The following is a 25,016-nucleotide window of genomic DNA, read 5'->3' on the forward strand; positions in this document are numbered from 1 at the left end:
TATGACCGAATACGTCATTATTTTAATTAGCACCGTACTGGTCAATAACTTCGTACTGGTCAAGTTTCTTGGCCTGTGCCCGTTTATGGGCGTGTCGAAAAAAACCGATGCGGCGCTTGGCATGGGCTTAGCCACCACCTTTGTGCTAACCCTGTCATCGGTCATGAGCTACTTACTCTATACTTATCTACTTGTCCCTTTCGAGCTTGAGTACTTACGTACTATTGGATTTATTTTAGCCATTGCAACAGTTGTTGGCTTTACTGAAATGGCAATTCACAAAACCAGTCCGGTGCTTTACCAAGTGCTTGGTATTTATTTGCCGCTCATCACCACTAATTGTGCGGTTCTCGGAGTTGCGCTCCTTAATATTGGTGAAGACCATAACTTTTTACAATCAGCGGTGTTCGGCATGGGTGCAGCGATTGGGTTTACACTCGTCATGGTGCTTTTTGCTTCGTTACGTGAACGCATTGACGCTGGCGATGTGCCCACACCATTTAAAGGCGCGCCCATTGCCTTAATTACCGCTGGTTTAATGTCCCTAGCCTTTATGGGCTTTGGAGGCATGCTGCCATGAATGCATGGTTAGGCATTTTACTCTTCTTAGCCCTTGCGGTTGCGTTTGGCTTATTGCTGGGCTATGCGGCGGTGCGCTTTAAAGTAGAAGGCGATCCAGTTGTTGAGATCATTGACCAGAAACTGCCGCAAACTCAATGCGGTCAATGTGGCTACCCGGGCTGTAAACCCTATGCCGAAGCATTGGCGAAAGGTGAAGCAGACGTCAATCTTTGCATTCCAGGTGGTGAGCCGACCATGCTTGAAATTGCTGAGATTTTAAAAAAAGACCCTAAGCCAATGGCAGCCGAAGCGACAGAACCCAAGCCGCCAATGGTTGCCTTAATTGATGAAAATCTATGTATCGGCTGTGTATTATGTATCAAGGCCTGTCCGGTGGATGCAATACTGGGTGCAACCAAAATGATGCACACGGTGATTGCTAAAGAATGTACCGGCTGCGAACTTTGCATTCCAGTATGTCCAGTTGATTGTATTAGCATGGTCACTGAAGAAGTCAGCAGTAAAAACTGGAAATGGCCACAACCTAACTCGGTTACTCGAATCCCTGTTGAGGTAAAGGCGGTGGAGTCATGAGCACTAAAACTATGCGTATGAGTCAATTGTCACATCAATTTCTCACCAAACTAAGTGCTATTGTGCCGCTGGCAAAACATTGGCTATACAAATTTCATGGTGGCATTTTCCCAGACTATCATAAAGATTTAGCCCTCAAACAACCACTTCGCCAAGGCTATATGCCCAAAAAACTGATTCTGCCCTTACAACAACATATGGGTGAGCCGGCTACAGCTTGTGTTAAGGTTGGTGAGAATGTACTTAAATATCAGGTTATTGCTCAAGCGATTGAGCCGCGCAGTGTACCCTTACATGCCCCTACCTCTGGCAAAGTAGTAGCGATAGCGCCCCAACCCCTGCCTCATGCTTCAGGCGTGGCCGAAATGGCTATTGTTATTGAGCCGGATGGCTTAGATGAAGCCTTAACAAATCCATTACAGCAAGATCAACTGCCTCCTAATAACAAACAAGACCCCATCGCCGCTTTCAAACATACAATACTCAATGCAGGTGTGGTCGGCATGGGCGGCGCGGGCTTTCCAAGTTATGCCAAATTACCCAACCAACCAGGCCTGGTTAAACACCTTATTATCAATGGTGCCGAATGCGAACCCTTTATCACCTGTGATGATATGCTCATGCAAACCCATCCGGCTGAAATACTCGCTGGAGCACACGCACTGGCAACCGCGTTTCAAATTCCAAATATCATTTTTGCAATTGAAAGCAATAAACCCAATGCAATTAAAGCTGTGCGTCACGCCATAGCTGGGCAAGCGTCCAATTCTGTCGTCAAGGTTCAACTCGTTGAGGTTGCCACGGTTTATCCAATGGGTGGCCAAAAACAGCTTATTCAAGAATTGCTTGGTCTTGAAATCCCCCACAACAAACATGCGATTGATATTGGTATTGTGATGATGAATGTGGCCACCTTGCGCGCTATTCATCATGCTATTAATTTAGGCTTACCCTCAGTATCACGTTTTGTGACCGTATCTGGGCACGGCTTGAAGGAGCCTTTTAACATTGAAACGATGATAGGCACCCCTTTTGATGAACTTGCGATGCTGGCTAAGCCCGCCTCTTCCATCAACTACTCTCTGATTATGGGGGGTCCGATGATGGGCGTGCGTTTAGTCAACAATCATGTGCCAGTCATCAAAACCACCAACTGTATTCTGGCGAACCCGCCAGAGCCGATCCATCAAGCGATGGCCTGTATTCGATGTGGTGAGTGTGCCGAAGTCTGCCCCGTCAACCTCTTACCGCAACAACTTTATTGGCACGCAAAAGCCCAAGAATTTGATAAAACCCAAGATTACAAACTCTTTGATTGTATTGAGTGTGGCTGCTGTGCTTATGTTTGCCCTAGTCATATTCCACTGGTGCAATATTACCGGAATGCGAAAGCAGAAATTCGTGAACAGCACGCCCAAGCCGCACTCGCGGAACAAGCTAAACAACGACATGAAGCGCGCCTTGCTCGCATAGAACGAGAAAAATTAGAACGAGAAGCCAAATTAGCAGCAAAAAAAGCGGCCGTTAAGGCGCAGGCAGCCGAAGCCACCCCCAAAAAAGACGTGACAGCCGAGCCAGCTACTACAAAACTCTCTGCACGCGAAAAAGCCATGCAAGCGGCAAAAGCACGTCAAGCCGCCGCTGCCGCATCCTCTAAAAAAGCAGATTCCGCAGCTGTAAAATCCGAGCCAGCCGCACCTTCAGCGGAGGATAAACGTAAGGCTGCGATGGCGGCCGCAAAAGCCCGTGCCGCTGCTAAGCAGGCAAAACAGGCTCAACAATCAGACAAAAAGTCTGCTACAGAGTCCGTATCTGTAGAAGATAAACGTAAGGCAGCCATGGCCGCAGCAAAAGCCCGTGCCGCTGCTAAAAAAGCGCAACAGGAATCATCCGATGCATAATATTTATACCAGTTCACCCTTTGCGCACAATAACAGCTCAGTCCAAAAAGTGATGCTCCAAGTGCAACTGGCCGCCCTACCTGCGCTTGTTGTTCATTTGCTCCTATTTGGATACGGCATAGTCATTCAATGGTTTTTAGCCGTGGCCACCGCACTGCTAGTGGAATATGTCATGCTCAAACTGCGTGGCCGCCCACTACTGCCCAATATGACGGATTTCAGCGCGCTGATTACCGTCACAGGCTTAGTGTTTTGTATTCCACCGGAATCGCCTTGGTGGGTCGTAGTACTGGGCAGTGCGTTTGCATTAATTTTTGGCAAACATCTTTATGGCGGCTTAGGCTACAATCCTTTTAATCCCGCGATGCTAGGTTATGCATTTTTGCTGCTTTCCTTTCCCGCACAAATGACCCAGTGGACGTTACCGACTGAGCTTACTGGCTTGCACCGTCCGTTTTGGGACACCTTTCAAGTCATCTTTTTTGGCCTCAGTACCGAACCTGAAATTTATACCGGAGCCACTCCGTTGAGCCTAATGCGCTCTGGGTTACATGAAGGTGTATCTGCGGTTAATGTCATGATGAGTCCTATTCTAGGTAGTGGTTGGTTTGGACTGAATGCCTGGGCGTGGGTCAATATTGCTTTTTTTATTGGTGGACTCTATTTACTCCTTACGCGCACAATTCGTTGGCAATACCCAGTCGGTTTTTTAGGTGCGCTGATTATTACCGCTTGGTTTTTTCATACCCTAAACCCTGACGTCTACGCACCAGTCAGTTTTCATTTACTTGCCGGTGGTACGATGCTGGCCGCTTTTTTTATCATCACCGACCCGGTCAGCTCTAGCACCACACCCTATGGTCGCTTAATTTATGCCGCGGGTATTGGGTTATTGGTGTATGTCATTCGTAACTGGGGCACCTTCCCAGACGGTATAGCCTTTGCTATTTTATTAATGAACATTGCTGTACCCTTAATAGATCGTTATACGCAACCCAGAGTAGTAGGACACAGCCGATGAAAACGACCACGCTCTCTACAACAATGCTCCGTGCCGCCGGTTTAATGGGATTATTTGTCGTTGTAAGTGTTGGCTTACTGGTGGCCGTTAACAGTTTCACTCAACCCAAAATTGCTGAAGTAGAACGTCAAGTTATGCTTAATACACTCAACCAAGTCATGCCAACTCGCTATTACAACAATAATCTAATTGAGGATATGACCTGGGTGACTGCGCCTGACGCGCTCGGCACAACACAGCCGATGCCCATCTATCGAGCGCGCCTTGATGGCGAACCAGCAGGCCTGGTGATTGAGACGATCGCACCCGATGGTTATAGTGGCAATATCCATCTTCTAATGGGTGTATTTGCCGATGGCCGTATTGCTGGGGTACGGGTGTTGAGTCATCGCGAGACCCCCGGGCTTGGCGATAAAATAGAACTACGAAAAGACAATTGGATATTAAGCTTTAATGGTCGCCAACTCACTAAAGACAATGCTCACACTTGGGCCGTCAAACGGGATCGCGGCGACTTTGAGCAATTCACTGGTGCAACCATCACACCACGCGCAGTCATAAACGCCGTTAAACATACGCTTGACTATGTCAACCTACAAGGAGTGCGCCTCTATGAGTAGCCTATGGCAACAAAAATGGCAAGACTATCAAGATATTGCCCAAAAAGGCCTGTGGAATAATAACCAAGCCCTAGTTGCCCTGCTAGGGTTATGCCCATTACTGGCCGTGACCAATAACACCGTTAATGGCTTGGGACTGGGGCTGGCCACCATGGCGGTACTGCTGACCTCGAATATTCTGGTATCACTGATTCGGGACCATGTTCCCTCAGAGATTCGTATCCCAGTATTTATTGCTATCATCGCCTGCGCGGTGACGGTGATTGACATGCTCATGCACGCCTATTTCTATACCCTGCATGGCATTTTGGGGATATTTATTCCCTTGATTGTAACCAACTGCGCGATTCTGGCGCGTGCTGAAGCCTTTGCTTCCAAAAATCCCGTTGATAAATCGATTGTCGATGCCCTGTTTATTGGCATAGGCTTTACGTTAGTGCTAATTGTGCTGGGTGCATTGCGTGAGCTAATCGGCAATGGCACCTTATTTGACCAGGCCTGGTTATTGTTTGGCGATGTGGCGCAAAACTGGACTATACACTTGCCCGACAGCTACAATCCCGTGATGCTAGCCATTCTGCCACCCGGTGCATTTATTGCTCTTGGTCTACTGATTGCGCTTAAAAACCTGGTTGACCAAAAAGTCAAAAAAACCACTCTGACGGCTATCCCGGTAGAAGTGAAACCCACAAGTTAGTACTGTTTTTGACTCACGCGCCCATAAAAACAGTGCCAACACTCGTACCTAAAGCGATTGCGAACTCGGTTTGAGTCACATTCAGCTCCGCACGAATCGCTTTAACATCCGCCACTTCAGGTTAAAAAAGTAAATACAATTGAGTTACAATAGTGCGCAATCATTGATTGCACGGAGAGCAAAATGGCAAGTATTACAATTCGGAACCTTGAAGAGGATTTAAAAGCCAACTTGCGCATTATTGCGGCGCAACATGGTCATTCGATGGAAGAGGAGGTGCGTTGTATTTTGCGTCAGGTTATTGGTCAGCGCGCGCCGCTTGAAAAAGGACTCGGCTCAAAACTAAAAGCCCGGTTTGAAGACGTAGCCACCGAGGCGTTTAGCCTGCCGGAACGCCAAACGCCGCGCATAGCAAACTTTGATTAAGCTGAAATATAGCAATGTATTTGCTTGATACCAATGTGCTTTCAGAATTTATGCGCCCTAACCCGTCCACCAAGGTTGTCGAATGGCTAGATGCTCAAAACCCTTCCACACTCTATATTTCTGCCATAAGCCAAGCCGAGATTTTGCTAGGTTTAGGCTTGTTAGACGATGGCAAATGCAAAACTGATTTGACCCTAAAAGCATTAGAAATGTTTGAACATGACTTTCAAGGTCGCTGTTTAGACTTCGACAAACAAGCGGCCAAGCATTATGCGGAAGTCATTGTTCAGCGAAGAAAACTAGAATTAGCCAGCAGTGTTGAAGACGCTCAAATCGCAGCCATAGCTCTGACGCATCAATTTACCCTAGTCACGCGCAATACAAAGGACTTTGAATCCATAGCCAAATTGCATATTGTTAATCCTTGGAAATAAAGACACCCTAGATTATGAACAAACTCAAGCGCCAACAGATTTTTGATCGACTTGCCGAAGCGATTCCTGAGCCGGAAACCGAGCTGAATTACAGCACGCCGTTTGAACTGTTGATTGCGGTGATTTTGTCGGCGCAGGCAACGGATAAAGGCGTCAATATTGCCACGGCTAAACTCTTTCCGGTGGCGAATACGCCGGAAGCCATTTATGCACTCGGTGTGGACGGTTTAAAAAGCTATATCAAAACCATTGGTTTGTTTAACTCCAAAGCCGAGAACATTATCAAAGCCTGCAAGATGCTGATCGAATTGCATAACAGCCAAGTGCCGCAAACCCGTGAAGCCCTCGAAGCCCTGCCCGGCGTCGGTCGCAAAACCGCCAATGTGGTGCTCAATACCGCATTTGGGCAAATTGCGATGGCGGTCGATACCCATATTTTCCGCGTGTCCAATCGCACTAAAATTGCACCGGGTAAGGATGTGCTTGAAGTAGAAAAGAAACTGTTAAAATTCACCCCTAAAGAACATTTAATGGATGCACACCATTTGCTGATTCTGCACGGCCGCTACACCTGCATGGCGCGTAAACCCCGCTGTGGCAGTTGCGTCATTTTTGATCTGTGTGAATTTAAAGATAAAGAACGCTATATTGAATAACCAGGCCTGGTGATGCAATTCAACACCCTTTTCATAAAAGAGTAACAGAAACTATGTACACTTCAGAACGTGACAAACTGCGCCAACACTATGCCGATATTTGGCAAAAAGCGCGCGCCAATCAACCGCTCGATGCGTTGGAACAGCAAATCGCATTGGTGATTGAGCAACACCCGGAATATCATAAAATGCTCGAAAACCGCCAACATATCAAAAACGAATACCTGCCCGAAATGGGCGAAACCAATCCGTTTTTGCACATGGGGATGCATTTAGGCATTCGTGAACAAGTCGCTACCGACCGCCCTGCCGGCATCGCGCAGGTTCACCGGGTATTAAGCTTAAAACTAGGCAGTGCGTTAGAGGCGGAACACGCAATGATGGACTGCCTGGCCGAAGCCCTGTGGCAAAGCCAAAAAAACCAACAAGCGCCTGACGAGCTTGCCTACCAGGCCTGCTTAATGCAATTAATCAACTAACCTTAAACCCATCCAACAAAGGCTTACATCATGTTATTCAATCCGCTTAAACGCGCCCTTCGCAACAGCGCACTTCTCAGTATAGCCGTCGGTTTAGTGATGCTGTGGCAAGACAATGGTTTGATGGAGTCGGGACTCACGGCCCTGTTCACCTTTATGATTATCACCCCTGCATTTTGGTTTTCTTATCAACTGGCCAATAAACTCGCGAAAAAAATGGCCGATAAACACGCCCAATCGCCTGAAAACAAAGATTGAATAAATCCTTTAACCCTCTATAATTTGCACAACCTAAAGGTGCGCGGTTTAGATACTGCGTTAAACGGGAAGAGTCGTACGAGGCTAACTAGCCTCAAATCGAACGCTGCCCCCGCAACGGTGATGGAGAAGACCTTTAATAACCCACTGATTCAGCCAGGTGCAAGCCACTGAATTGGGAAGGGAAAGGAAACCGCTCCTCAGCCCGGATACCGGCCTCAGGTCTTGAAGCTTGCTTCAAACTAACCTATTGCGGTGGGCAATACGGGAACTTGTAAAAATTTCGCGTTAAAACTCGAAACACCTAAAGCATCCTGCATTTTGTTGCATGGCTTTGGGTTAAGTCCGTTTTGCCTTCGTTCATACTAAATGAATTGAAGGACATATCCATGTTACACAAACCCAAAAACCTGACTCTAAAACCCCTTATTGTTGCGCTTGCACTATCACCAGGCCTGGTGGCGGCCGACAATCCATTGTCTCAGATAGTGGTGACAGCGAATAACACCGAACAAACCCAGCGCTCCGTAACCGCTAATATGCACGTTATTACGCGGGAGGAGATTGAAGCTAGACAATACAAGACTGTCGCCGAGGCATTAAGAGCTATACCAGGTATTAACACCTACAGCAACGGCTCAATGGGAAGCTCTACAACAATATTCATGCGCGGCTTAGATGGCAAAAATATTCTTGTGCTCATTGACGGTGTTACAGTCAATGAACCAATGGGACTGAGTGGTGCAAACTTTAACCACATATTAATAAATAACGTAGAACGTATAGAAGTAGTTAAAGGTGCGCAATCAGGTGTCTGGGGAGCTGATGCAGTGGCAGGGGTCATCAACATCATTACTCGCCGCAGTGAGAGCGACACTATTCTAAATGCAGACCTGGAAATTGGTTCAAATGCATTTCGAAAACTTTCTTGGCACGTTGGCAGCGGCAACGATCGGTTCGATTTTTTATTTGGACTTACCAACATCAAAACAGATGGGTTCTCTTCAGTGAAACCCTATAAAAGGTCAGAGTACGACTTCGAAAGAGACGGTTATCAGCAAACTGACTTAAGTCTTAAACTTGGATTTAATTTAACATCCACCCAGCGTATTGAAGCAAATCTTCAACAATCGGATGCAACTACTGACTATGATGCTACGACCGGTACAAACGCACCGAATGCTGATTTTTATAGCGAATTCACCTCCACACTCAGACAAATAAATTATCAAGGCAACTTTAATCAATTAAGGTTGAAGCTCTATGCGCAAGATAATCAAATTCAGCGCGAAAGTTTTGACAACTTTCCTTTTAAAGCTGACAGCAGCATTGTAGATTTAGGTGCGCTCGTAAGTTATCAATATGGTGTGCATCAGATCCAAGTTTCGGCCAATGAACGAACATTAGAAAACAAACTCAATGGTCAAGGCTATATTAATACTGGGTTAGGTATTACAAACACCAACCAATTCAATAACCAAAGCTTAATTATTACTCAAGCAATACGCTCTGACAGATACAATGCCTTTGAAGATAAGGTAACTGGAAAATTGGGCGTAAAAAATTATTTTACCGACGATATTTTTATCAGCGCCAACTACGGCACGGGTTACCGTGCCCCCAATTTATCCGAGAGCGCCTATTCTCGCTTAAAACCTGAATCCACCGAAGCGCATGACATTACGCTAGGCGCTTATGGGTTAGAGGTAACCTACTACCATCAAATCACCGACAATAAAATTACTTATGTCAGCGGCTGGCCGATTACTAACTATCGAAACACGGAAGGAAAATCGACCTTTGAAGGCATGGAGGTTTTGTTTAAACGTCACATAAACGCCATTCAAACCGACCTGAATCTTAGCTATACCCACCTAATTGCAAAAGATAGCGAAGGTAAATGGTTTGCACGTCGTCCAGAACAGCAAGCAAATATCAGCCTAGACTTTTATGGTTTCAACAATACTCGATTAGGCTTAGAAACTCGTTACATAGGGACAACCTATGACAAAGCAGATCAAAAAGGCGCACAAATTGGTGAATACTTTGTAACGGATATCACGGCTGATTACCAATTAAATAAACACATCAGCTTGTACAGCAAAGTGCAAAACTTATTTAATGAAGATTTTATCCCGGCAGTTGCAGCATACGAAGCCGACGACATAACGCCACGTTTCGTTTATGGTAATGGCGGCACCCAGTACTTTGTCGGTATCCGAGGCAAGTTATAAATGACCAAATCCGCCACCCTCATGATTCAAGGCTGCACCTCGGATGCCGGCAAAAGCACCTTGGTCGCAGGCTTGTGTCGGGTGTTGGTGCGGCGCGGCTTTAACGTCGCGCCGTTTAAACCACAAAATATGGCACTAAACAGCGCCGTCACCTCCGATGGTGGCGAAATTGGTCGGGCGCAGGCGTTGCAAGCGCAAGCGGCTAATATCGCGCCCACGGTTCACATGAACCCGGTATTGCTCAAACCCAGTAGTGATACCGGTGCACAGGTGATTTTACAAGGTCAGTCGATCGGCAATCTCAACGCGCTTGACTACCATGCTTATAAACCGAAGGCCGCGCAAGCGGTGTCCGATTCTTTTCAAATGCTGTCAAATGACTATCCGTTTATTTTGGTCGAAGGCGCTGGCTCGCCTGCCGAAATCAATCTGCGTGAAGGCGATATTGCCAATATGGGGTTTGCCGAAGCGGTGGATTGTCCGGTGATTTTAATTGCCGACATCGACAAGGGCGGCGTGTTTGCGCACATTGTCGGCACCCTCGCCTGTTTGTCAGCATCTGAAAGGAATCGAATTAAAGGTTTTGTGATTAACCGTTTTCGTGGCGATATTGCGTTATTGCAAGACGGATTGGATTGGCTGGAACGTGAAACCGGCAAACCCGTTTTAGGTGTATTGCCTTATTTACACGGCTTACACTTGGATGCCGAAGATGCGGTTGGTTCGTTGGAATATAACCACCAAGTACACGAAGGCCACGACGTTTTAAAAGTGATTGCCCCGTTGTTTCCGCATATTTCTAACCATACCGATCTTGATCCGCTGATTCAGCATCCAAAAGTCGATTTTCAATGGGTAAAACATAATGAACCCATTCCAGCGGCGGACTTAGTGATTCTGCCCGGCTCAAAAAATGTCGCGTTTGATTTGGATTGGTTACAAAACCACAACCAGGCCTGGTTGCCCTACTTACAAAAACACTTACGTTATGGCGGCAAACTAATCGGTATTTGCGGTGGCTTGCAAATGCTCGGCACAATGATCAACGACCCGAATCATATTGAGTCTGATCAAACCCAAATACCCGGCCTGGGTTTAATGGATTACACCACGACCTTTTACCCGCACAAACAACTCATCAATCGCCAAGGTTTATTGCAGCTACCAGGCCTGGTTGAACCGGCCAAGATCAGCGGTTATGAAATCCATCAAGGCATAACCGACTTTAACCACTATGCGCCCGCCATTCAATGGCAAAATGGCGACACCGATGGTGCCGTGTCCAACGATAATCAAATTTTTGTCAGCTATTGTCACGGTCTATTCGACCAGCCCGAAGCCCTGCAAACCCTACTTAACTGGGCAGGCCTGGCGGAAACCGAAACCTTTGACCTCAACCAACAACGCGAACAACAACTCAATCGCCTTGCCGACACGCTGGAACAGCATCTAGACCTAGAAAATATCTTAAACCTTCTAGAACGCTAAGCTTTAGATTTTTGATTGCACATAAATCCAAAAGTGCTATCATTGCGCTATGAATAACAAACATCAAAAAACACTCGCTACCCTTTTTAACGACCCCGTCAACGGCAACATTGAGTGGTCAAAAATTGAAAGCTTGCTCGTTGCATTGGGGTGCCAAGTGATTGAAGGTTCAGGCTCATCAGTGACCTTTGAAAAGGATGGTAAACGCGCTTACTTTCATCGCCCGCACCCACAAAAGGAAGCGCTTAAATATCGCGTTAAATTAGTACGCGAGTTTTTACTAAAATTAGGAGTCAAGCCATGAAAAACATCATGACTTATAAAGGATACAGTGCAAGCATGGAGTTTGATCCGGACGATAAAATTATTGTCGGGCGCGTGCTTAACATTGACGACATTATCAGTTTTCATGCCGAATCAGTTGACGGATTTGAACAAGCGTTTCATCAATCCATTGATGATTATTTAGCAGCCTGTGAACAACTTGAACAAGTGCCTGAGAAGCCTGCAAGTGGCAAATTAATGCTGCGTATTTCACCAAAAATTCACGCCGCTGCCTTGAAATCGGCGCAACAAAGTGGTAAAAGCATGAATAAATGGGTTGAAAGTGTATTGGCTAAAACGATTCATTCTTAATCGCTAAAAATCGAGCAAGCCGAAGACTTAAACATCCATCTCATTAGCAATAAGCTGAATGAACTCTTGAATATAGGGCTGTTGCGTCAGCACTTGCGGGGTGGCGGCATAGAGTTTAGTCCATAAGCCCTCTTTACCTAAAGCGCGGCGCGGCAGGTGTTGGAAATCAACCTGATTATCAACCAACCATTGCGGCAGCACGCAAATCCCTCTGGATGCCGCCACTCTTTGCAACATCATTAAGGTTAATTCCGAATAGGTGACCGCTTGAGGTTCAATGCCGGCTGGCGTTAAAAATTGTTTAAACACGTCCAACTTCTGTTCCGACACCGGATAGGTAATCAAGGTCTGGTCACTGAAGTCTTCCGGCAACAAATAGTCTTTTTTAGACAACTCACTATTGGGGGGCAAAACCGCAACCAACTCGTAACTAAATAGCGCGGTATAGTCTATGCCCTCTATTTTTTCAGGGTCAGACGTCACCACAAAATCAACTTGCTGTTGCTGCAACTTTTGTAAAGGCGGCGCTTGAAAACTAGGAACGATATCGAAATCAACGCTTGGCCATTTTTCCAGATAAGGCTTCAACAACGGTAAGATCCATTCAAAACAGGTATGACAATCAATCCCAATCCATAAACGCCCGGTCTCGCCTTGGATTAGCATGACCAACTGGCGTTCAAGTTGTTGCATCTGCGGCAAAATCGTCAGCGCACTGTCTAACAACAAACGCCCGGCAGGGGTAAACTGCAATGGATGGGTTTTTCGCTTAAAGAGCTCCATTTCTAAATGCTGTTCCAAAAGCTTAATTTGGTGCGACAAAGCCGACTGGGTCATATTCATGGAATCGGCCGCTTTTACCAAACTCCCCTGCTTGTGCAGGGCTTCCATTGTTTTCAGGTGTTTAATATCCAACATGATTTTGCGAACACCTCTAGTGAGTAAAAAATAACATCTTAGCGGAAAGTAACAGCAAAAAGACCCCAAAAGCGCGCTTTAAAACCTTCACTGGCAGCTGATGCGCGAGTTTTGCGCCCATGGGGGCGGTAAAAACACTGGCCAGTACTATCCCCAAAAAGGCTGGCCAGTAAATATAGCCGGTGGTGTAAGCGGGTAAATCCGTCGCCTGAAGTCCTGCCAGCACATAACCGATCGAACCGGCCAAAGCCACTGGCAGACTGACGGCGGCAGAGGTCGCAACAGCTTGATGCATGGATACATTGTTCCAAACTTGATAAGGCGTGGTAAAGGTGCCACCGCCAATCCCCACAATGGACGACAAGCTGCCAATGACGCTGCCTGCCACTGTATTACCCGCCAAGCCGGGCAATTGTCGAGTCGGCTTGGGTTTAAATGCTAACAACATATTTAGGGCAATCAATACCCCTAAAATGCCAAACAATTTTGCAAGTGTCGCCGATGCAATAAACTGGGATAGCCAACCGCCAATAAACGCCCCAGCCAAGACACCCACAGCCAACATGCGAAAAATATCCCAACGCACAGCGCCATGCTGATGATGCGCATAGGCAGACGCGAGCGATGTCACCAGAATGGTGGCTAAAGACGTACCAATTGCGATATGCACGATCTGCTCAGAATCAATAAAGAAGGTTAACCCGGTTGCTAACACCGGCACAATGATCAACCCACCGCCAATGCCGAGCAAACCCGCTGCCAAGCCAACAACAGCTCCGGTTACTAAGTAGAGTAAAAATTCCAATAAAAATGGTTCCGCCACACTGAATCCTTCAATTTTGTTCTGGCCAAATTATAGAGAGCAAAGCCTAAATAACCGCATGATATTTATTCAAGTTGAGTTGAAATAAAGTCATTTTTATTTTTTGCGCGGCATCCGTAACATTTACCCGTCAATTAAATGCAGGATTAACAATAATGAAAGACTCACTCACCTTTAGCATTAAACGTATTGTGTTTGATGAACACTATTCGCCATCAAACGATACACGATTAACAACTAACTTTGCCAACCTAGCGCGCGGTGAACGCCGCCAAGAAAACTTGCGCAGAGCCATCAACATGATTAACAACAACTTCAATGCACGCGCTCACTGGGACAACCCCAATGCGGATCGCTACGCCATTGAACTGGAGATTGTGCATGTCGATGTCGATGTAGAAGGCAATGGCAAAACCTTCCCAACCATTGAAATTTTGAAAACTACGATTGTCGATCACAAAATCCAACAGCGGATTAATGGCATTATTGGCAATAACTTCTCGTCCTATGTGCGGGATTACGATTTCAGTGTCCGTCTATTGGAGCACAACAAAGGTAAAAGCCAATTTAGCGTGCCAGATGATTTTGGCAACCTGCATGGCAAGCTATTTAAAGCTTTTATTCACTCAGAGGCCTACAAAACACACTTTCACAAACCCCCAGTCATTTGTCTCAGTGTATCGGAAAACAAAACCTATGAGCGCTGTGAAAACCAGCATCCGGTACTGGGCGTTGAATATCTGCCAAACGAATCCTCTTTGACTGAACTTTATTTCAAAAAAATGGGGCTCGAAGTGCGTTATTTTATGCCGCCCAATAGTGTTGCGCCCTATGCGTTCTTTTTCTTTGGCGATCTACTGACCGATTATACCAACCTTGAGCTCATCAGCACCCTAAGTACGATGGAGACGTTCCAAAAAATCTACCGCCCTGAAATTTACAACGCCAATGCCTACGCTGGAGATGTCTTTAAACCGAGTTTAAAACATGAAGACCACTCACTCACGCGTATTGTTTATGACCGCGAAGAACGCAGCCGCTTGGCGATTGAACAAGGCAAATGGGCGCAAGAACATTTTATAAAACCCTATCAAACCCTGCTGACTCAATGGGCTGCGAATTACGCTTAAAACTTTCAACGAATTGGAGCAACTAAATGAATACACTTTTCCCTACCTCTACCGTGGGCAGTCTACCCAAACCTTCTTGGTTGGCGGAGACCGAAAAACTTTGGCCAAAATGGAAACTTGAAGGCGATGCACTGATTGAAGCCAAAGAAGATGCCTTGCGCGTCACCCTTCAAGAGCAGCTGCATGCCGGTATTGATATTGTCAGTGACGGCGAGCAAACGCGCCAACACTTTGTCACCACCTTCACCGAAAACCTCGCTGGCGTTGATTTCGAGAAACGCACCACGATGCGTATCCGCAATCGCTATGATGCCCAAGTCCCTTCTATTGTCGGGCCGGTAAGTCGAAAAAAATCCGTGTTTGTCGAAGATGCCAAATTTTTACGCCAACTCACCGATCAGCCGATTAAATGGACGCTACCTGGGCCGATGACCATGATCGACACCCTGTTCGATGGACATTATAAAGACCGCGCCACCCTCGCGATGGTGTTGGCGGAAATCCTAAATGAAGAAGCCAAAGAACTGGCGGCAGCCGGTATCGACATTATCCAATTTGATGAACCGGCGTTTAATGTGTTTATTGATGAGGTCGATGAATGGGGCGTACCCGCGCTCAATCGGGCGGTAGAAAACTTAACCTGTGAATCAGCGGTGCATATCTGCTACGGCTACGGCATTAAAGCCAACACCGATTGGAAAAAAACCTTGGGTTCAGAGTGGCGTCATTATGAAAAAACCTTCCCGAGTTTGCAGCAATCCAATATCGACATTATTTCTTTGGAATATCAAAATTCAAACGTACCTTTGGATTTAATGGAACTGATTCGTGGCAAAAAAGTCATGGTGGGCGCGATTGATGTGGCGACCCATGCGATTGAAACACCAGAGGAGGTTGCCGCTACCCTGCGCAAGGCGTTGCAATTTGTTGATGCCGATAAGCTTTATCCCTGTACCAACTGCGGCATGACTCCCCTACCCCGTCATGTAGCGCGGAATAAGCTAAAAGCACTGCATGACGGCGCAGCGCTGTTGCGCAACGAATTTTTGAATCAAGGGCAATAACGATGTCTGCAGCCGCTATCCGAATTGTAAAAAAATCCTTTTTTACCGATGATATTCTGCGCTTACGATTAGCGACAGACTTGCCGATTGAGTTTCAAGCTGGGCAATATATTTTGCTGGGCTTAGATAGCGAAGAACTCAAACCCTTTAGCCTGGCCATCGCACCAGATGGCAGCGGCGAATTGGAGTGCCATATTCGTAAAAACCCTGCGAGTCCTTGGATGCAAAAGCTATTCAGCAAAGAACAGGGGGAGACGCTCTACTGGCAAGGTCCAATCGATCATGTCAGCTTAAAAGCACAGGCGATGCCTACGATTTTTGTTGCCGGAGGAACCGGCTTTGCGCTGGTGCAATCCTTGTTAGAAGCGTTGTTAAAAACGCAGCCGACTTTTCCAATTCATGTTTATTGGGGCGTGCGCCAAGCCGCCGACCTCTATCAACATGATTGGATGCAACAACTGGCACAGCAGCACCAAAACATCCTATACACCGCCGTGGTTTCTGAACCCGATGCGGATTGGCAAGGCGAAACCGGCGCGGTACACGAAAAGGTTGTAGAGGATTATCCAGATTTAACCGCCCACCGTGTTTACTTATGTGGCCCACCCATGATGCTGCCATTGGCAAAGCACGCATTTATAACCGCTGGTTTAGATAAACAACACTTTATCGCTTAGGCTCGGACAACATTAAAATATTCAAACATTAAAATGAAACCCACCATTACCCACTTAATCAAACATAGTTCTATCGAAGTCACCCCCAAGGGCTCACTCAGCGTTGCAAATTTTGCCGATTTTTTGCAACCAAGCACGCCCGTTTATGTCACCGCTTTGCCTGGTATGGATTTTGCCGACACCCTTCACACCTGTAAAAGACTTGCAAACGAAGGCATGATTCCTGTGCCTCACTTTACTGCCAGACGCTTTTAAAACCGAGCGCAGCTTGAACTCCAACTTGCGACTGCAACAGAGGAATGTGGTGTCACTCAAATCTTGGCACTAGCCGGTGCTGATAAACAGCCAGCGGGTGCATTTTCAGATACTATTTCAATGTTAGAAACCGGCCTGTTTGAAAAATACGGTATTCAATCCATCGGTATCGCAGCCCACCCTGAGGGCTGTCCCGATATTGCACCGGCTAGCTTAAAGGCGCATAAGCAACGGAAAATTCAATTTTCCGAAGTGAGCGAGATTGATATGTACATGGTCACCCAATTTGTGTTTGAAGCACAACCCATTATTGACTGGGTTGAACGCATTCGTGAAGAAGGCAATCCGTTAGCGGTTCATGTCGGCATTCCAGGCATCGCCTCGCTTAGATCTTTGATAGGACATGCACAGGCCTGCGGCATTGGCGCGTCCAAAACCCTGCTGCTCAAACAAGCCAAAAACATTCACAAACTCTTATCACTCCAAGCACCCAATAAGCTCATTCGTGATTTGGCAGATTACACATTAAAAACGCCTGAGGCGAAGATCACAGGTTGCCACCTCTTCCCTCTGGGCGGTTTTGAACAAACAGCAAAGTGGCGTAACGCAATCGCGAAAGGACAGTTTGAGCTAACGTTAGATGACTTTGAGCTGCATTATTGCAAAAAATGCCATCTGGTCGGTAATCGTTAAGCCTAAAAATTCAATATCCCGCCCATCAAAGCGATAAGCAGTATTGCGACAAAAGCTTGCTATACTAATCAGCATTTAAAATAAAACAGGATCATAACGTGGCGTTAAAACCAACCATATACAAATTTAATATTGCGTTGTCGGATATGAACCGCCATTTATATCAAACCCTTAACCTAACGCTGGCGCAACACCCTTCTGAAAACCTAGAGCGCATAAAAAAAGCCAGCCGCTTGGCTCGCACCACCAAAATCTACAGTTTCAATTCCAAATCAGACGTTTGGTGGTCACAAAACCAAACCAAGCTACAAAGCCTCAAGGTGGATATTATTCGGTTTAACTGGGATGAAGTTCAGGCGCTGGCCAAACGCATTAGCCGCACGATGGATTTTTCGATCAGCCTAACCGGCGATTCGGCCTATATTGCAACCGATAGCGGTGACTGCGAATGTCACTGGACTCAACTTCAAGAAGTATCCAGATGAACAGCCAAGCTAACAACCCATTGCATGGCGTGACGCTTGAGAAAATGCTGGTCGCACTCGTTGACTATTATGGCTGGATTGGCTTGGGCAATCTAATTCGCATCAACTGCTTTAACAAAGACCTCTCGATCAAGTCCAGTCTTAAATTTTTAAGAAAAACGCCTTGGGCGCGCACGCAAGTTGAACAACTCTATCTCGACTCCGTCAACAAACCCAATTTTCTTCAACCCAATCAAGTTAGTGGGTCTTGACGATGCGCGAGATGATCAGGAGCGGTAAAAAAAATATTCCGTGCTGACCGCAAAAATTCAGCCGGTTCACTAGCGGCATAAGGGTTCAAAGTCGGTGTTTGCCCCTAGAGTTCACCAATTTTAATCAACACCTCTGTTGAACTTTTTGTACACTGTACGCTTAATTTTTAAAGGTGATACAAACATGCATACAGACTCGCAAAAATCCGAATTTCATAAAATCCGTATGGCGCGCAAGAAGGCGCAAATCGACGCCGCGATTGCGCGTGCCGACCAGAAAAAAGGCCTGCTGCTGGTCATAACCGGCAATGGCAAAGGCAAATCGACTTCGGCATTTGGCATGGTGGCGCGTGCGTTAGGCCACGGCATGAAGGTCGGCGTTTGTCAGTTTATTAAAAGCCGCACCGACACCGGCGAAGAAGCGTTTTTTAGTCAGTTTCCAAACTGCGAATGGCATGTACTGGGCGATGGATTTACCTGGGATACGCAGAACCGCGAACAGGACATCGCCACGTCAAAAAATGGCTGGCAGGTGGCAATGAACATGCTGACCGACCCAAGTTATGATCTGGTTGTACTGGATGAGCTGACCTACCTACTCAGCTATGACTATCTTGACAAAGATGAGGTGCTTAATGGCCTAAGCCAAAAACCCGAGATGCAGCATGTCGTGGTCACCGGACGCTCTGCGATTGCCGAATTACGAGAGCTTGCGGATACGGTATCTGAAATCAAAGACGAGAAACATGCCTATAAAAGCGGCATTCAAGCGCAAAAAGGCATCGATCTGTAAATGACGGCACACGGGGGGCAGTTTTTTGCCGCGGCCCAGCAGTTAGGCTGGTCAACAGAACAGGCATTGAATCAATTGCTGGACTTTTCGGCCAGTTTAAACCCGCTACAGCCGGATTTTGATTTAAACATCAACCCAGCCTTACTGATGCACTACCCGCCCGAACAGGCTAGTCCACTGCAACAGCTGCTGGCAGAAAAACTGCAACTCCACACCGCGCAGATTCGCTTAACCAACGGCATATCCGCAGCGATTTTTGACTTTTTTAACTGGCTGCGTCCTAAACAAACCCTGTTATATTCGCCGCTTTACGGTGAATATGCACGCGCAGCCAAGTTATTTAGCCCGCACACCCAATTGATACGCCGCGACCTTGATAGCGATAGCTTGGTGTTCCCCAGCCAACTGAATGCTGATAGTATCGTGGTATTGGTCAATCCAGCCACACCGGACGGACGACGGTATCCACGTACACAGCTCATCGCCTTATTACAACATTGCCAAGCACACCAGGCCTGGTTGTGTATTGATGAGTCCTTTTTGCCCTTTATCGGCTGGCAAACCGAGCACAGCCTGCGTGACCAGCTTGCACACTATCCCAAACTGATTATTTTTCAATCGCTGACCAAATACTATGGCTGTGCCGGTATTCGTATTGGCGCAATATTGGCCCACCCTACTCAGCTAGAAAATTGGCCTCAGGCCACTTGGCCGATTGCGACCTTGGATAGCCTTTTAATGACGCAAGCCTTGCTGCAGGCTAATTTTGATGCCCGCACCCAGGCCTGGTTAAAGCAAGCCAAACAGGATTTGATTACGCAATTAAATGATTGCCGTTTGATTGAAAAAATCTACCCAAGCGAAGCCAATTTTATCTTGCTTAAACTCCATACCCCGGCACAACCGCTAGCCGAGTATTTAGCCCGCCAAGGCCTGCTGATTCGAGCCTGCGATAACTTTGGTTTTAACCAACCTCATATCCGGCTGGCGGTTAAAACACCCGCCGCCCACCAGCGTCTCGCAACCGCACTTGATAACTACCCATGTTAATCTTTGATCCTTTAACGATCCTGCTAATCGCACTATTGGCGTTGCTGATAGACCGTCTCTGCGGTGAGTTTTTAAACCGAACACATCCAGTGGTATTTATCGGCAAACTCATCAGCCTGTTTGAAAAGTGGTTTTATCTTGATAGTCGGCTGCGTGGTGGGCTATTAGTTATCTGGGTCCTGACGCTATGCGGACTTGCGACTTTTGCGCTGGTTTACCTGTTAAATGCCATGACAAACAGTCTTCATCCAACGCTTGCACTGTTGCTCAGTGCACTGTTCGCCTCCACCCTGTTGGCGCATCGCATGCTCTATGACTCGGTCAACGCCTTACAAAACCATCCACATCCGCAGCAGGCGGTAGCCATGCTGGTCAGTCGCGACACTGCTGACCTTTGTCACTCAGACTGTTACAAAGCCGGAATTGAAAGCTATGCTGAAAACCTCAGTGATGGTCTAGTCGCGCCATTGTTTTATTTGTTACTGTTTGGTCTCCCCGGTTTAGTCATCTACAAGGCGATTAACACCTTGGATTCGATGGTCGGTTATCGCACACCCCGTTATGAACGCTTTGGTAAAATCGCGGCAAGACTGGATGATCTCGCCAACTGGATTCCGGCGCGCCTAACCGCTGGCTTGATCCTGTTATTGGGTCGTCAAGCTGCCGCTAAAAACGTCTGGCAGCAAGCGCGAGGCCATGACAGCCCCAATGCCGGTTATCCAATTAGCGCAATGGCTTGGGTGATTAAGGCGCAACTCGGTGGCCCAACCCGTTATTTTGGCGAATTAAAAGCCAAACCCTATTTTGGGCCCGCACAAGCTTCACGCGAGATTGACCTCAAGCATCTGCAAACTGCGTTGGCGCTGCGTAATCGCATCGATGGCAGTTTATTGCTCGTGATAAGTATGATAGGAATCATCAGCTATGCATTTTATTAATTCAAATCCTTTAAAGGCTTGGGTATTTAGCCTGCTGATCCTCGCCTCATCGGCCAGTTTAGCACAACCCGTAGAGCGGATTATTTCTCTTGCACCCAGCCTAACCGAGTTGGTGTTTTCCGCCGGTGCTGGCGATAAACTGGTGGGTGTGGTCAGCTTTTCGGATTACCCGCCTGAGGCGTTAAATCGTGCCCATGTCGGCAGTTACAATGCCCTTAACCTAGAACGCATTATCGAACTCAACCCCGATTTAATTCTCGCTTGGGCATCAGGTAATAAACCGCAAGACATTGCTCGCTTACAAAACATGGGCTTTCGTGTATTGGTGCGCGATACCCAACAACTCGATGACATTCCAAATTTAATTGAAGAAATCGGTAGACTGACCGACCAGACTGACACAGCGCGAACAGAAGCCGAACGCTTACGCCAACAACTAAACTATCTGCGCGCACAGTATCAAGATAAAAGCCCCGTCAAGGTGTTTTACCAAGTGTGGAACCAACCGCTGATTACCGTCAATGGTGAACAATTTATTGGTCAGGCGATGGCACTGTGCGGTGGGATCAATGTTTTTGCCGACCAAACGGCCCTCGCGCCCCAAGTGAGTCGAGAAGCGGTGATTAAGGCTAACCCGGACATGATATTACTCGGTGGCATGGACGAGGTGCAGCAGGCCTGGTTAAAAAGCTGGCAAGCCTTGACCTTTTTAACCGCACAACAAAATGGACAGATCATCACGCTGAATGCCGATCAATACCAACGCCCGACGGCGCGCCTAATTGATGGCCTAGCGGATTTGTGTCAGCTAATTGACCAAGCTCGAAATCAAGCTCGCCCAACCCGTTAGATTCAGACTGACTAACGCAATCAAACCCAGCATCATCGCCAGTTCGATCAGCTCCGTCATCATGCCTGCCGTGTCGCCATTCATCCCGCCGAGGGTTCTAACAATAACAAAACGAACCCACCACCAAACCAAGCCTAACAAGAGCAGGCCTGGTTGCAGCACCAACAACAGGAGCACCACGAATAAGCTCCAAAACACCACCCATTTGCGGTTTAAACAACGGAACATGGATTTCGCCATGCCATGTTGACTGGCATAAGACGTGGTGACCATTAACACTAACGAGGCAACCCTGGCTACCAGCGGAATCAGCAACAACCAAACCGCCAAATCCAACGTCAGTAACTCGACCAACAGCACCCATTTGGCTAACAGCAACAAAGCGATGGCTACGCCACCGCCCGTACCAATTCGACTGTCCTTCATCACCTCTAACGCGCGTTGCTGATTGCCACAACCTGCCAACCAGCCATCGGCAAAATCCGCGACACCATCAATATGCAGTGCGCCGGTTTGCCAAACCCAAAATGCCAAAATCAACAAGGCCACCACACTGGTAGGCAAAGCAAATTGCACTAGGCTAAGCAGCCACAAGCCTGCCCCAATCAACAATCCAATCACCGGTAACCAAGCTAAAGCGCGCCCCATATCCTGTTCGGTCACCTGGGCAAACTGCGGAGTCGGCCAGCGCGTAAAAAACTGTAAAGCCAACCAAAAAGACTTCAAACCCTGCGCCATAAACCTAGCCCTTGCTATCTAACCTGCGTTCTAACAGAGGCTGCATTAGACATAATTGACTAAACACGCCCTGTTCGGTGTGATGCACCTCAAATCCAATCAAAGTACCATAATCGATTCTCAACTGGAACAACGCCTCATTTGCTAAACCTAATTGCTGCTGCAACACCAAACGCATCGGCCCGCCATGACAAATACACAACACATCCTGCTTTAACGCGACCAAATCCAACCAGGCCTGCTGAATACGGCTTTGCATCGCCACAAAGGTTTCAGCCTGAGCAATAGCATAGTCAAATGGTTCATCGTAATAGGCTTGTAAGGCTTGGGGATTAATATCGGCTAAGGCACAGCCATCCCAGGCGCCCCAATCGCGCTCTTGCCAGTTGCTATCCAATAGCAAAGGACGCTGCATTTGCGCGGCTAAGTCCTGGGCTAAATTCGCACAGCGCGCTAGCGGTGAACTCACCAGTCTATCCACCTTCAAGGCCAACAAGGCTTGCTGCAGTCGTGATGCACTGTCAGCCTCCGCCAAACAATCGGTGCGCCCAATAAACGGTGTCCCTGAGAACTGTGCCATTAAAGCAGGATGGCGAACCAGATAAATGCTATTCATCAACAGACCTATTCATTAAAAAGCGACCATTAAGATGCAGACACGGCCGCCTCAGCAAAAGTCGCCATTTGATTATGTAACCAGCAGCCCTGCTGCAATAAAGGCCAAGCAATGGCCGCACCCGAGCCTTCGCCCAAACGCAGATCGAGTTGTAATAAAGGCTGAACTTGAAGGGCGTCAAAACAGGCTTGATGCGCAGGTTCAACCGAACGATGACTAAACAGCCACCCGTGCTTGGCCCCGGGTGCGAGCTGTTCCGCGACTAAGGCTGCGGCGGTAGTAATCACGCCATCCACCAACACCGGCAAACCCAATTGCGCACAGCGCAAATAGGCTCCGGCTAGCGCCGCGATTTCCAACCCACCCAAACAGGCTAACACCGCGATAGGATCACGTGCATCCAACGCTTGATGCTGCACCATCACCTGCGCAAGTACCTGACGCTTATGCGCTAAGCCGGTCGCATCCAACCCGGTACCGGCACCGACCAAAGGCGCTAAATCCAAGCCCGTTAGCTTAGCAATCAGTAAACTCGCTGCGGCGGTATTGCCAATGCCCATTTCACCACCAATAAAACAATCGACCCCCGCTTGAAAAGCGCGATCAGCCGCCTGTTTGCCAACCTCCAACGCCGCCAGACATTGCGAATCCGTCATGGCTGTACCGTTTAAACTCGATGCCGTGCCTTTAGCTACCTTCGCGATCACCAGGCCTGGTTGCGGTGTAAATTCAGCATTAACGCCCACGTCCACCACCTCAAACGCCATCTGCTGCTGTTTGGCTAACACCGCAATCGCCGCCCCGCCGTTCAAAAAGTTATGCACCATTTGAGCGGTCACTTCGGCTGGAAAAGCCGACACACCCGCTTGTGCTAAGCCATGATCAGCGGCAAATACACTCACCCAAGCCTTGCGCATTTGCGGTTGCTCGGTGCCCTGGATTGCCGCTAATCTAATTGCCAACTCCTCCAGTCGACCCAGCGAACCCGCTGGCTTAGTCAATTGTGCCTGACGCAAACGCGCCGACTCCGCCGCCTGCTCATCGAGTAATTTGATCGGCTGCTGCATCCATTTATCTGACATGTTTCATCCTTGTTATCCTTATTACCCTTGCTATCCTTTAACCTTCATCGGAATACCGGCAACCATCAGCGTCACTCGGTCAGCCATAGCGGCAATATTCTGATGCATCCGCCCTAGGGCATCCACATAATCTCGCGAGATCGCCCCCATTGGCACGACCCCCATTGAAATCTCATTGGACACCATATAAAGCTCGCCTTTAAACACCGACAAAGCGGCCATAAACTCATCAATCGCCGCCTGATTAATCGTCGGATACTGACTAAAGCAGCTCATCAACCAGAGGGTTAAACAATCTATGATCACCACACCCTCCTGCGACTGTTGAAACAGTGCACCGGCTAAGTCTGTTTGAACTTCATAGGTTTGCCAACCAGCAGGCCTGCTCGCTTGATGGTGCGCGATGCGCTGTTGCATTTCAACATCCTGTACCTGCGCCGTGGCGATATAACAAACCGGAGCACCCTGCACGGCTGCAAACTGTTCGACAAGTTTTTCAGCATAAGCACTTTTACCCGAACGCGCACCACCCAAAATCAGATGAATAGCCATAAACCTTCAGCCCTATTCTTTTGTAAAAGTACGCACTATAACATCAAAATACTTACACAGCTTTTTACAATTAAACCTCTAAACTTAATTCATAAA

Annotated in this window: 31 protein-coding genes, 1 pseudogene and 1 riboswitch; of the genes and pseudogenes, 26 read left to right on the top strand and 6 right to left on the bottom strand. The window is 47.5% G+C overall.

Going from position 1 to position 25,016, the window contains the following annotated elements:
• Position 1: 1 nt before the first annotated feature.
• From rsxA to BM293_RS06865, 15 genes are all read left to right on the top strand, one after another.
• Positions 2-580, top strand: coding sequence for an electron transport complex subunit RsxA (gene rsxA / locus BM293_RS06795; protein ID WP_093447919.1), 579 nt, complete (start codon positions 2-4; stop codon positions 578-580).
• Positions 577-1,155, top strand: a complete 579-nt coding sequence (rsxB, locus tag BM293_RS06800; RefSeq protein WP_093447920.1) for an electron transport complex subunit RsxB — start codon at positions 577-579, stop codon at positions 1,153-1,155. Before rsxA ends, rsxB begins: the two co-directional genes overlap by 4 nt.
• Positions 1,152-3,056 carry an electron transport complex subunit RsxC gene (gene rsxC, locus BM293_RS06805; RefSeq protein ID WP_234968937.1) on the top strand — a complete coding sequence of 635 codons (1,905 nt, stop codon included), beginning with the start codon at positions 1,152-1,154 and terminating at the stop codon, positions 3,054-3,056. The genes rsxB and rsxC overlap by 4 nt, the downstream gene beginning before the upstream one ends.
• Positions 3,049-4,077 (top strand): RnfABCDGE type electron transport complex subunit D, encoded by a 1,029-nt coding sequence (locus BM293_RS06810; protein WP_093447922.1) that lies wholly within the window; start codon positions 3,049-3,051, stop codon positions 4,075-4,077. Before rsxC ends, BM293_RS06810 begins: the two co-directional genes overlap by 8 nt.
• Complete coding sequence (gene rsxG, locus BM293_RS06815) at positions 4,074-4,697, top strand: electron transport complex subunit RsxG (protein WP_093447923.1); 624 nt, start codon at positions 4,074-4,076, stop codon at positions 4,695-4,697. Before BM293_RS06810 ends, rsxG begins: the two co-directional genes overlap by 4 nt.
• Positions 4,690-5,394 carry an electron transport complex subunit E gene (locus tag BM293_RS06820; protein WP_093447925.1) on the top strand — a complete coding sequence of 235 codons (705 nt, stop codon included), beginning with the start codon at positions 4,690-4,692 and terminating at the stop codon, positions 5,392-5,394. Before rsxG ends, BM293_RS06820 begins: the two co-directional genes overlap by 8 nt.
• A 183-nt stretch (positions 5,395-5,577) precedes the next feature.
• Entirely contained in the window at positions 5,578-5,820 is a 243-nt protein-coding gene (locus BM293_RS06825) for a FitA-like ribbon-helix-helix domain-containing protein (RefSeq protein WP_093447926.1), read from the top strand.
• A gap of 14 nt (positions 5,821-5,834) precedes the next feature.
• A complete protein-coding gene (locus BM293_RS06830) occupies positions 5,835-6,254 on the top strand; it encodes a type II toxin-antitoxin system VapC family toxin (RefSeq protein ID WP_093447928.1) in 420 nt (139 codons plus the stop codon).
• Between the two features lie 14 nt (positions 6,255-6,268).
• Positions 6,269-6,910, top strand: a complete 642-nt coding sequence (gene nth, locus BM293_RS06835; protein WP_093447929.1) for an endonuclease III — start codon at positions 6,269-6,271, stop codon at positions 6,908-6,910.
• Positions 6,911-6,963: 53 nt separating this feature from the next.
• Positions 6,964-7,389: a DUF1841 family protein gene (locus BM293_RS06840; RefSeq protein WP_093447931.1), complete on the top strand. Its 426-nt coding sequence runs from the start codon at positions 6,964-6,966 to the stop codon at positions 7,387-7,389.
• A 30-nt stretch (positions 7,390-7,419) separates the two neighbouring features.
• Positions 7,420-7,647 (top strand): hypothetical protein, encoded by a 228-nt coding sequence (locus tag BM293_RS06845; RefSeq protein ID WP_093447932.1) that lies wholly within the window; start codon positions 7,420-7,422, stop codon positions 7,645-7,647.
• Positions 7,648-7,667: 20 nt separating this feature from the next.
• Positions 7,668-7,883: riboswitch (cobalamin riboswitch) on the top strand.
• Between the two features lie 153 nt (positions 7,884-8,036).
• Positions 8,037-9,881: a TonB-dependent receptor plug domain-containing protein gene (locus BM293_RS06850; RefSeq protein ID WP_093447934.1), complete on the top strand. Its 1,845-nt coding sequence runs from the start codon at positions 8,037-8,039 to the stop codon at positions 9,879-9,881.
• Positions 9,882-11,369 carry a cobyric acid synthase gene (locus BM293_RS06855; protein ID WP_093447935.1) on the top strand — a complete coding sequence of 496 codons (1,488 nt, stop codon included), beginning with the start codon at positions 9,882-9,884 and terminating at the stop codon, positions 11,367-11,369.
• 49 nt (positions 11,370-11,418) lie between these two features.
• A complete protein-coding gene (locus tag BM293_RS06860; RefSeq protein WP_006461017.1) occupies positions 11,419-11,673 on the top strand; it encodes a type II toxin-antitoxin system HicA family toxin in 255 nt (84 codons plus the stop codon).
• Complete coding sequence (locus BM293_RS06865) at positions 11,670-12,005, top strand: type II toxin-antitoxin system HicB family antitoxin (RefSeq protein WP_093447937.1); 336 nt, start codon at positions 11,670-11,672, stop codon at positions 12,003-12,005. Before BM293_RS06860 ends, BM293_RS06865 begins: the two co-directional genes overlap by 4 nt.
• Before the next feature lie 27 nt (positions 12,006-12,032).
• Here the strand turns inward: BM293_RS06865 and BM293_RS06870 are convergent, their stop codons facing one another.
• Together BM293_RS06870 and BM293_RS06875 are read right to left on the bottom strand one after the other, a co-directional pair.
• Entirely contained in the window at positions 12,033-12,923 is an 891-nt protein-coding gene (locus tag BM293_RS06870; protein ID WP_093447939.1) for a LysR family transcriptional regulator, read from the bottom strand.
• Positions 12,924-12,939: 16 nt separating this feature from the next.
• Entirely contained in the window at positions 12,940-13,746 is an 807-nt protein-coding gene (locus BM293_RS06875; protein WP_200770614.1) for a sulfite exporter TauE/SafE family protein, read from the bottom strand.
• Positions 13,747-13,901: 155 nt separating this feature from the next.
• Here BM293_RS06875 and BM293_RS06880 point away from each other — a divergent pair, with 155 nt between their 5' ends.
• The 11 genes and pseudogenes from BM293_RS06880 (at position 13,902) to BM293_RS06930 (ending at position 21,932) form a co-directional block, all read left to right on the top strand.
• Complete coding sequence (locus BM293_RS06880) at positions 13,902-14,876, top strand: DUF1852 domain-containing protein (protein ID WP_093447940.1); 975 nt, start codon at positions 13,902-13,904, stop codon at positions 14,874-14,876.
• 26 nt (positions 14,877-14,902) lie between these two features.
• A complete protein-coding gene (locus BM293_RS06885; RefSeq protein WP_093447942.1) occupies positions 14,903-15,940 on the top strand; it encodes a methionine synthase in 1,038 nt (345 codons plus the stop codon).
• Between the two features lie 2 nt (positions 15,941-15,942).
• Complete coding sequence (locus BM293_RS06890; protein WP_093447943.1) at positions 15,943-16,617, top strand: FAD-binding oxidoreductase; 675 nt, start codon at positions 15,943-15,945, stop codon at positions 16,615-16,617.
• Between the two features lie 33 nt (positions 16,618-16,650).
• Positions 16,651-16,872, top strand: a complete 222-nt coding sequence (locus BM293_RS06895) for a hypothetical protein (protein WP_093447945.1) — start codon at positions 16,651-16,653, stop codon at positions 16,870-16,872.
• Between the two features lie 21 nt (positions 16,873-16,893).
• Positions 16,894-17,565 (top strand): annotated as a pseudogene (locus BM293_RS06900) (methylenetetrahydrofolate reductase); the annotation flags it as partial.
• Between the two features lie 98 nt (positions 17,566-17,663).
• A complete protein-coding gene (locus BM293_RS06905) occupies positions 17,664-18,050 on the top strand; it encodes a YaeQ family protein (protein WP_093447948.1) in 387 nt (128 codons plus the stop codon).
• Complete coding sequence (locus BM293_RS06910; RefSeq protein ID WP_093447949.1) at positions 18,047-18,301, top strand: VF530 family protein; 255 nt, start codon at positions 18,047-18,049, stop codon at positions 18,299-18,301. The genes BM293_RS06905 and BM293_RS06910 overlap by 4 nt, the downstream gene beginning before the upstream one ends.
• A gap of 184 nt (positions 18,302-18,485) precedes the next feature.
• Positions 18,486-19,094, top strand: coding sequence for a cob(I)yrinic acid a,c-diamide adenosyltransferase (gene cobO, locus BM293_RS06915; protein ID WP_093447951.1), 609 nt, complete (start codon positions 18,486-18,488; stop codon positions 19,092-19,094).
• Complete coding sequence (locus BM293_RS06920; protein ID WP_093447952.1) at positions 19,095-20,144, top strand: aminotransferase class I/II-fold pyridoxal phosphate-dependent enzyme; 1,050 nt, start codon at positions 19,095-19,097, stop codon at positions 20,142-20,144.
• Positions 20,138-21,082 (top strand): adenosylcobinamide-phosphate synthase CbiB, encoded by a 945-nt coding sequence (gene cbiB / locus BM293_RS06925; protein WP_093447954.1) that lies wholly within the window; start codon positions 20,138-20,140, stop codon positions 21,080-21,082. The genes BM293_RS06920 and cbiB overlap by 7 nt, the downstream gene beginning before the upstream one ends.
• Positions 21,069-21,932, top strand: coding sequence for a cobalamin-binding protein (locus BM293_RS06930; protein ID WP_093447955.1), 864 nt, complete (start codon positions 21,069-21,071; stop codon positions 21,930-21,932). The genes cbiB and BM293_RS06930 overlap by 14 nt, the downstream gene beginning before the upstream one ends.
• Here BM293_RS06930 and cobS read toward each other — a convergent pair.
• Genes cobS through cobU form a run of 4 tightly spaced genes read right to left on the bottom strand, consistent with a single transcriptional unit; the run spans position 21,891 to position 24,920 of the window.
• Complete coding sequence (gene cobS / locus BM293_RS06935; RefSeq protein ID WP_093447957.1) at positions 21,891-22,670, bottom strand: adenosylcobinamide-GDP ribazoletransferase; 780 nt, start codon at positions 22,668-22,670, stop codon at positions 21,891-21,893. The two genes, BM293_RS06930 and cobS, sit on opposite strands and share 42 nt — an antisense overlap.
• A 4-nt stretch (positions 22,671-22,674) precedes the next feature.
• Complete coding sequence (locus BM293_RS06940; RefSeq protein WP_093447958.1) at positions 22,675-23,286, bottom strand: histidine phosphatase family protein; 612 nt, start codon at positions 23,284-23,286, stop codon at positions 22,675-22,677.
• 29 nt (positions 23,287-23,315) lie between these two features.
• Positions 23,316-24,368, bottom strand: a complete 1,053-nt coding sequence (gene cobT, locus BM293_RS06945; protein WP_093447960.1) for a nicotinate-nucleotide--dimethylbenzimidazole phosphoribosyltransferase — start codon at positions 24,366-24,368, stop codon at positions 23,316-23,318.
• Positions 24,369-24,398: 30 nt separating this feature from the next.
• Positions 24,399-24,920 carry a bifunctional adenosylcobinamide kinase/adenosylcobinamide-phosphate guanylyltransferase gene (gene cobU, locus BM293_RS06950; RefSeq protein ID WP_093447961.1) on the bottom strand — a complete coding sequence of 174 codons (522 nt, stop codon included), beginning with the start codon at positions 24,918-24,920 and terminating at the stop codon, positions 24,399-24,401.
• Positions 24,921-25,016: the final 96 nt, after the last annotated feature.

Source organism: Thiomicrospira sp. ALE5, from assembly GCF_900112445.1.
GTDB lineage: Bacteria > Pseudomonadota > Gammaproteobacteria > Thiomicrospirales > Thiomicrospiraceae > Thiomicrospira.